Genomic DNA, 7634 nt, shown 5'->3' with positions numbered 1-7634 from the left:
GTCGGTCGCCGCCAACTTTACACGTGAGTCCCCTGTCGCGTCGCTTTCACCAGCGACCGGCAGGGGACTTTTGCGTTTGGGGCCTTTTTCCAAGCAAGTACACAGTATCCCTGCCGTATTGCTGAAATTATGATGGCGTACTGGCCACTACTACGCTGGCAAAAACTAGCCTAAGTATGCCACCTCCTCAGTACTCGGTTCGATAGTGGATGCGACGAGGTTTTTGCGCAGGTAAGCTAGCGACGAGGTGCCCGGAATGGGTAACAAAATCGGTAATTTGTGTAGTAGCCACACTAGGTTTAATTACGCTTCTGATATGCCGCATTGGAGGGCTAATTTCGTCAGCTTATTATCGGGTCTGAATAGGCTGTGTACTAGGGAGAAATATGGTATTAGTGGAATGCTGTACGCTTCGCACAAGCCCAAAACTTCCTCACCACCACGGTTTCCGCTGTGGCCGTCGTGCGAGGTAGTATGTTGCGCGTAGCTAGACATTTTTTCGACGGTGGCAATCTCGCCTAGTTGCAAGCCCATTGCTAGTTCTTTGGGGCTTACGTTGCTGAGGCCAACGTGCTGAATCTCGCCTTCCTGTTACAACTCGAATATGGGGCCCAACTGCTCGGCTAGCGGTACGGTGCTGTGGCCCATCAGCCGCACGTACACGAGCTACACCTGCTCTTGCCGGAGCGTGCGCAAGTTGTATCGATGCTGGTGCGGAGGTTGGCGGGCATGTTGAAGGATACCTAACTTTTATCAGGCCGGCGGGTAGTACCTGCTTTTATGCAGATAACCAAGTCATTAGGGTAGGTTTAAAGCACTTCCGTGATAAGCCGATTGGTTACGTCTTCGCCGTAATAATCGGCCTTGTCGATAAAGTTGACGCCATTGGCTACGGCAGTTTTCATGATTTCCAGCGCCTGAAGCCGGCGGCGGGCTTGCCTCATATACCGGGGCCGGTGAGGCACATGGTGCCGTAGTCCAGGCGATTAACAGTGAGCGGATAAGCGGAATTAGGAGCGATGGTAATGGTTGTTGGTATGGCGCGCGAGTGGGGGGACGGTGTCCTAGGTGAACCTGCTGAAGTCAGCCTGGGTTTGGGATATCCGCATTAGGATAGCCCAGCCGCCGTTGAAACTCAGTTAGAAATAGCCCGACGTGGTAGCCATCGGCCAGGCCATGATGGACGTTGACTGATACTGGCATGAGCATGGTGGCGCCTTCCACGTAGGTTCGGCCCACCGAAATCTTGGGCATGCTATCGGGGTGCGCGAAGCTGCGGGCGTGCGTGAGGCCGGTGAAGCGCACCCACGGCAAGGCCGAAAAATGGATGACATCGAGCCGGGCAGTGGCGGGACTCAGGCGCAGGCCCTCGCTGGCTTGCACGGCCGCAATTTCGGCGGAGGCCGCTCGTACGAAGTCGCCTAGGTCCTCGTGCAGCTCAAGGAAGGAGAAGCCAAAGGTGTGGTCGGGCCGCCCGATGGTGGCCGAGGCGTGAATGCGGTCGTAGCTATATACCTGCCCTTCCTCAATGCGGTAGCACAGGGCCTCTACGTGGTTGACGGCCTGCAGTGCGTGGTAGAGGTAGTACAGAAAAAATGGCATGCCCAGGCGTTTGGCTTCGGCCAGGGCGGGGGTGCAGTCAATGTTGGCTACTAGTCCGAAGAAGGGCTCTTCGAAGCGTGAGAAAAATTCGAAGTGTTCGCGCCGGTTCCAGCTGGCCAAATCTACAAGTTGTTTCATGGCCGTAAAGGTCGGCGGTGGGAGGCCTACTTACCTTTGCGGCCTAGGTAGCCGTTGCCAGGCACTTTTGCTGGCAATGGGTCACTGCCTACTCGCTAGTATGCTTATTGCCTTCGACGCCGATGATACCCTGTGGCCCAACCAGCCGCATTTTGACCGGGTAGAGGCCACCTTCTTCGATATTCTGGCCCACTGCGGCGACCCTGCCACGCTGCAACCCCAGATGTATGCCGTGCAGCGGCGTAATATGGCGCTGTATGGCTACGGGGCCAAGGCGCTGACGCTCTCGCTGATAGAAACTGCCATCCAGCTTACCGAAGGGGCCGTGACGAGCGCTGATATTCAGCAGCTGCTTGACCTAGGGAAGGACTTGCTGCGCTTCCGTATTGAACTGCTGCCGGGCGTGGCCGAGGTATTGCCCGAACTGCGGCTGCGCGGCCATCGCCTGATGCTGCTCACCAAGGGCGACCTTTTCGACCAGGAAAGCAAACTGGCCCGCTCAGGCCTCGGCGATTTGTTTGACCACGTGGAGGTGGTGAGCGAAAAGGATGAGCCCACATACCAGCGCCTTTTTCAGCGCTACCAAGCCACGCCCGACAATTTTATCATGATTGGCAACTCGCTCAAGTCCGACGTGCTGCCCGTGGTGCGCCTCGGCTACCGGGCCATCCACGTGCCCTACCACGCCACCTGGATTCATGAGCAAGTGTCGGATGCCGAGCTCGTGGGAATGGAATTTCAGCAAGTGACCCAGCTGGCCGAAGTGCTCCGTTACTTACCTTGAAGGGCCCTAGGCTTTGGCAGTAACCGGGAGTTTCTGGCCCTTGGGCAGCAGCCAGCGGTGCGCGGGTAGTTCCACGCCGTGGTGCAGTAGTACTGCCACCACGGTGGTAGCCCCAAATACCGCCGGCCCCGACCACCACCACGCCGTGAGCGGCTGGTGAGCTTCCAGCTGAATGTCTTGCAGCACGAAGAAGGGTAGCTGTGCCAGGTAAAAGCAATAGCTCAGGCGCCCCGCGTACACCAGCCAGGGGTGCGCCAAAAGCCGCAGCACCTTGGTGCGGGGGGCATCGGCCAGCGCCGCCACCAGGCTCACGATGGCCGGCACCACCAGCCAGTTGTGCGCCACAAACCCTTCCAACCAGTACGCTCGCTCGGCAATGTAGACGCTGGCTATTCCTACCAAACCTAGGGCAGCCCACTCGCTGACCCGCCACTGAAACCGAAAAACGAGGACTCCGGCCAGCATGCCAGCGATAAATTCGGAGCCCCGAAACAGCGGGTGGGTATACATGAGGCTGTACCCGATGCGCGCCGGCCAGAACTGGTAAGCCATGCCGCCGCCTGCCCCCACCAGAATAATTATAGCCAGCAGCACCTTAAGCAGCCTAGGTGATGAAATGCGGAGCAGCAGCGGCAGTAGCAAGGGGAAACTAAGGTAAAAGCATATTTCGGTCGAGATGGACCACGCCCCCGTGCCGTACCAGTCCATCGCCAGGGATGGGAAAAGCGTTTGGGTCATGGTTAAATCAGCCACAACGGTAGGCCAGGCGAGCTGCCAGGCCGCGCTGTGGGTGGCGGCCACGGTTACGCCGAATAGCAGCAGGCCCGCGAGGTAGGCCGGGTAGATGCGCGCCAAGCGCTTGCGCATAAAGCGCTTGAAGTAAGCGCCGGTAGGAAGCTGGCCCGCGGCAAAATCCGGCAGGTGGCTGTAGGTGAGCAGGAAGCCGGAAAGCACAAAAAACACCGTGACCCCCAGCGCGCCCTGGCTTACGAGGTTGCGGGCCGACCACGGCAAAAAGAGCATGGGATTGCGCAGGTGCACGTGGAACGCAAAGACCATGAGCGCAGCAAGTGCCCGCAGGCCAGTAAGGGCGCTAAGCTCGGTTTTCACGGGGTGGCATGGTGCTGATGGAAAATAAAGGATGCGAATTATTCGCTATTTGCATCAACCCTCGCAATTAACTTATTTCCGGGGTAGCCGCCCCGCCCTGCCTGCAACGCCTGGGTTACTTGCGGGCGGCGGGACCCGCCTGCACCGCCCGGATTTTCTCGGCTACCTCCACCAGCGGGGCTACGTAAATCTCCTTTTCGTGCGCCTTGAGGTAGCGCAGCAGCTGGCGGTGCGCCCCTAGGTCCACGTTGAGCGGGTGGCCGCCGCCCACGCCGTGAAACAGAAACACCAGCAGCGTGTGCGACTGCTGCGCTTGCTTCACTAGGTCTAGCATGTACTTGGCATCTTGGCCGTTGATGCTGTAGCAGGTTACATCATCGAGCTTGACCTGCGCGGCCGTGGGCAGGCCGCCCGTGACGCCGCGGGCGGCTACAAAATCAGTTTTGAGCTGGTCGTAGAAGTTCACGCCGCCAATCTGGCGGTCGCCGCATGGGTAGGCGAACGTGCGGGCCATTTTGCCATCGATAGCGGTGAGTAGCGTATTGGTGGCGCGGATTTCGGCCACGGCCCGGCTCACGGTGTACTTGCTCAGGTCGTTGTCGGGCGTCACGAAGCCGCGGCCGGGCAAGCTGCCGTCGCAGGGATGAAACAGGGCGTGGTTGCCGAGCTCGTGCCCGCGCTGGGCGGCCCGGCGCCACTCGGGCAGCCGCTTACTCACGGCCGCCGCCGAGCCAATCAGGTAAAACGTGCCCCGCAGCCGGGCCGAGTCAAGGGCGGGAATAACATTGTCGAGGTCCACGTCGATGGCGTCGTCGTAGGTCAGTACCACGGCGCACTGCTTGTTATTCCACACCGCCGCTGAGGGGCTGGTTTGGGCAGTGGCGGCCGGGCCGGCGAGCAGTAGGGCAGGGAGGAGATTTTTTAGCAAACGCATGGGGCAAACTTACGGCCAGCCGCTCGCTACTGTGCAAACCATAATGGCGGCGGCGCTATCGCTCCCGACCAGGTTAGGGGCCGCAAGTTACCGGCTGTACCTACCTAGGGTGTTGATAATAAACTACTGTTAAAAAGAAGTTTAAATAATAATATGGCTCTGGTTTGGCTGGCTGCCGCCACTACCCGGCCGGCGCCGCTGCTCAACTATGCCTCACTGCTGCCGTACTAAAAGGGGCGGAGCGCTGCCGAAAGTGCCCCGCCAAACCACCCGTACCGCGTGAAAAAAACTGCTTTACTACCGCTGGGAATCCTGCTGCTGGCCGGCTGCCAAAACCAGGAGCGCGAGCAGCGCCTGCAAAAAAAGGAAGCCGAACTAGCCCACCGCGAGCAAGAATTGTTGCTGCGCGAAAAGGCTCTGACCCTGCGCGAGCAAGCCGACCAAAAGGCTCAGCAGGCCGTGGACAGTGTGCGCGGCCTGCCCCTGGTCGATACGGCGCTGGTGCGTCTGGCCGGCACCTGGGCTACGCGCATGAACTGCATCGAAACCGACTGCGCCGGCTCGGCCATCGGCGACAGCAAAAACGAGCAGTGGGAGTTCAGCACCGAGCAGGGCCAGGTGCTGGTGCGCGCCTCGGTAGGTAGCAAGGTAGTGCGCGTGTACAGCGGCCGGCTGCAAGGCAGCGAGCTGCTGCTCACGGCCCAGCACCAGGCCGGCGAAACCCTGCCCGATGCCATCATCACGGCCCAGTTGCAGCTCACCGCTGACCAACGCCTCGAAGGCCGCCGCGAAATAAACCGGCCCGACAACTGCCGCATCGTGTACGCGCTCACCCTTACGCGGGCGCCGCAGCCCCTTCTTTCACGCTAAATCCGCCGCGATGCTACTGACGCTCCTCCTGAATGCGCTGGATTTTTCGCTGCCGCTGAAAAACCCGGTTATCATCTTTTCACTGGTTTTATTTATTATTCTGTTTGCGCCCATTCTGCTCCAACGCATTAAGGTGCCGCACATTATCGGCCTCATTCTGGCCGGCACGCTGGTGGGGCCCTATGGCCTGAACCTGCTGCAGCGCGACAGCAGCATCGTGCTCTTTGGCACGGTGGGGCTGCTCTACATCATGTTTCTGGCGGGGTTGGAAATCGACCTGAGCGAGTTCAAGAAGAACCGCAACAAGATTATGGTTTTTGGCCTGGCCACCTTCGTGCTGCCGCTCACTTGCGGGGTGCTAGCCAGCCACTACGTGCTGGGCTACAGCGTAATGGCGTCGGTGCTGCTGGCCAGCATGTTCTCGACCCACACGCTGGTGTCGTACCCCATCGCCAGCCGCTACGGCGTCACGCGCAACCGGGCCGTGACGCTCACCATCGGCGGCACCATGATTACCGACATTCTGGCGCTGCTCATCCTGGCCGCCATTTCGGGTATGACCAAGGGCACCGCCGACGCCGCTTTTTGGGTGCGCCTAGGTGGGTCGTCGCTGGTGTTTGTGGGCATCGTGTTCTTCGGGTTTCCCATCATTATTCGCTGGTTTTTCAAGCGCTTCACCGACAGCGTCTCGCAGTACATTTTCGTGCTTGCTATGGTGTTCTTGGCGGCCTTTCTGGCCGAGGCGGCGGGCGTGGAGGCCATCATCGGCGCCTTCTTTGCCGGGCTGGTGCTCAATCAGTTCGTGCCCCATTCCTCGCCCCTTATGAACCGCATCGACTTCGTGGGCAACGCGCTGTTCATCCCCTTTTTCCTGATTGGGGTGGGCATGCTGGTCGATGTCAGCGTGCTCGTGAAAGGCACTGGGGCGCTGAAAGTGGCCGCCGTTATCGTGTTCGTGGCCATCGTGACCAAGTACGTGGCGGCCAAAATCACTCAGAAAGCCTTCCGCCTGACGCCCACCGAGGGCGACCTGATTTTCGGGCTTAGCAGCTCGCACGCGGCGGCTACGCTGGCCATTATTCTGGTGGGCTACAACATTATTATCGGCGAAACGCCCAACGGCGACCCCATTCGTTTGCTTGACGAGGACGTGCTCAACGGCACTATTATTCTCATTTTGGTGAGCTGCGCCGTTAGCTCGTTTCAGGTCGAGAAGTCGGCCCGCACGCTGGCCCTGGCCGAAGACACCGCCGCCGACCCCGCCGAAACCGGCGAGAAAATCCTGGTTTCGCTGGCTTACCCCGATACCGTGGAGGAAATGGTCGATTTCAGCCTGCTGCTGCGCCCGCGCAAAAGCGCGGTGCCCGTGTACGCTCTGCACATCGTGAGCGACGACGAGGCCGACGCCCAGGAGGCGGCCGGTAAAAAGATGCTGGAGCAAGCCCAGCGCCACGCCGCCGCCACCGAAAACAAGGTGCTGCCCCTCATCCGCTACGATGCCAGCCGTAGCAATGGCATTATCTACAGTATTAAAGAACAGAAGATTACCAGCGTGCTGCTGGGTTTGCACCGCTCCTTCACGGCCCACGATTTTCTGGGTCCGGTAGCCGAGAAAGTGCTCGAAAGCACCAGCGAGGAGCTGTTCGTGTACCAGCCCCGGCAGCCGCTCAACACCCTAGGTCGCTTGGTGGCCGTGGTGCCGCCCCAGGCCGAGCTCGAAGCCGGCTTCGACCACTGGCTGCACACCGTGCGCACCATTGCCAAGGAGGCCGCGCTGCCGCTGGTCTGGCACGCGCACCCGGCCACCCTAGGGGTCATCCGGGAGCACAACACGGCCGCTGCCACCTCGCCCAACGTGCAATACCAGCCCTTCGATAACTGGGACGACTTCCTGATTTTCAGCAAGCAGGTGCAGGCCAACGACCTGTTTCTCATTGTGTCGTCGCGGCCCGGCCACGCCTCCTACCTGCGCCAGCTGGCGCGGCTGCCCTACTACCTGGCTACCTATTTTACGGAGAACAGCTTTCTGCTGCTCTTTCCGCACCAGCTGCCGCTGGAGGCTGGCGCGCCGGAGCTGGCCGCGGCTATTCCGGAGGAGGAGGCGCACGGCGTGAGGAGTTATTTTAAAGGCCTGCTGAGCCGGCGAAAGCAGCCGCGCTAGTGGGCTAGCTCTCAGGCCAACCTAGGGGCTTGGGC

At 60.1% G+C, this 7634-nt stretch carries 7 protein-coding genes; 3 read left to right on the top strand and 4 right to left on the bottom strand.

Annotated features, from left to right (window positions below; translation table 11 throughout):
• Positions 1–809 precede the first annotated feature (809 nt).
• Complete coding sequence (locus ACFSDX_RS12235) at positions 810–944, bottom strand: aldo/keto reductase (protein WP_382313774.1); 135 nt, start codon at positions 942–944, stop codon at positions 810–812.
• A 139-nt stretch (positions 945–1083) separates the two neighbouring features.
• The gene (locus ACFSDX_RS12230) at positions 1084–1740 is read right to left on the bottom strand and encodes a CatA-like O-acetyltransferase (RefSeq protein WP_382313772.1); all 657 of its coding nucleotides are present in this window, start codon (positions 1738–1740) and stop codon (positions 1084–1086) included.
• Positions 1741–1840: 100 nt separating this feature from the next.
• On the opposite strand from ACFSDX_RS12230, the gene ACFSDX_RS12225 reads away from it, so the two are divergent.
• Positions 1841–2524, top strand: a complete 684-nt coding sequence (locus tag ACFSDX_RS12225) for an HAD family hydrolase (RefSeq protein ID WP_382313770.1) — start codon at positions 1841–1843, stop codon at positions 2522–2524.
• Positions 2525–2530: 6 nt separating this feature from the next.
• On the opposite strand, the gene ACFSDX_RS12220 is transcribed toward ACFSDX_RS12225, so the two are convergent.
• Positions 2531–3634, bottom strand: coding sequence for an acyltransferase family protein (locus ACFSDX_RS12220; RefSeq protein WP_382313768.1), 1104 nt, complete (start codon positions 3632–3634; stop codon positions 2531–2533).
• Positions 3635–3749: 115 nt separating this feature from the next.
• On the bottom strand, positions 3750–4568 hold the full coding sequence (locus ACFSDX_RS12215; RefSeq protein ID WP_382313766.1) for a polysaccharide deacetylase family protein: 819 nt from the start codon (positions 4566–4568) through the stop codon (positions 3750–3752).
• Positions 4569–4847: 279 nt separating this feature from the next.
• Here ACFSDX_RS12215 and ACFSDX_RS12210 point away from each other — a divergent pair, with 279 nt between their 5' ends.
• Complete coding sequence (locus ACFSDX_RS12210; RefSeq protein ID WP_382313764.1) at positions 4848–5438, top strand: hypothetical protein; 591 nt, start codon at positions 4848–4850, stop codon at positions 5436–5438.
• A 10-nt stretch (positions 5439–5448) separates the two neighbouring features.
• Positions 5449–7599, top strand: a complete 2151-nt coding sequence (locus ACFSDX_RS12205) for a cation:proton antiporter domain-containing protein (protein ID WP_382313761.1) — start codon at positions 5449–5451, stop codon at positions 7597–7599.
• Positions 7600–7634 lie beyond the last annotated feature (35 nt).

This window comes from Hymenobacter bucti, from assembly GCF_042681145.1.
In the GTDB taxonomy this organism is placed as follows: Bacteria; Bacteroidota; Bacteroidia; order Cytophagales; family Hymenobacteraceae; genus Hymenobacter; species Hymenobacter bucti.
This window is presented reverse-complemented; position numbering and strand designations above follow the sequence as displayed.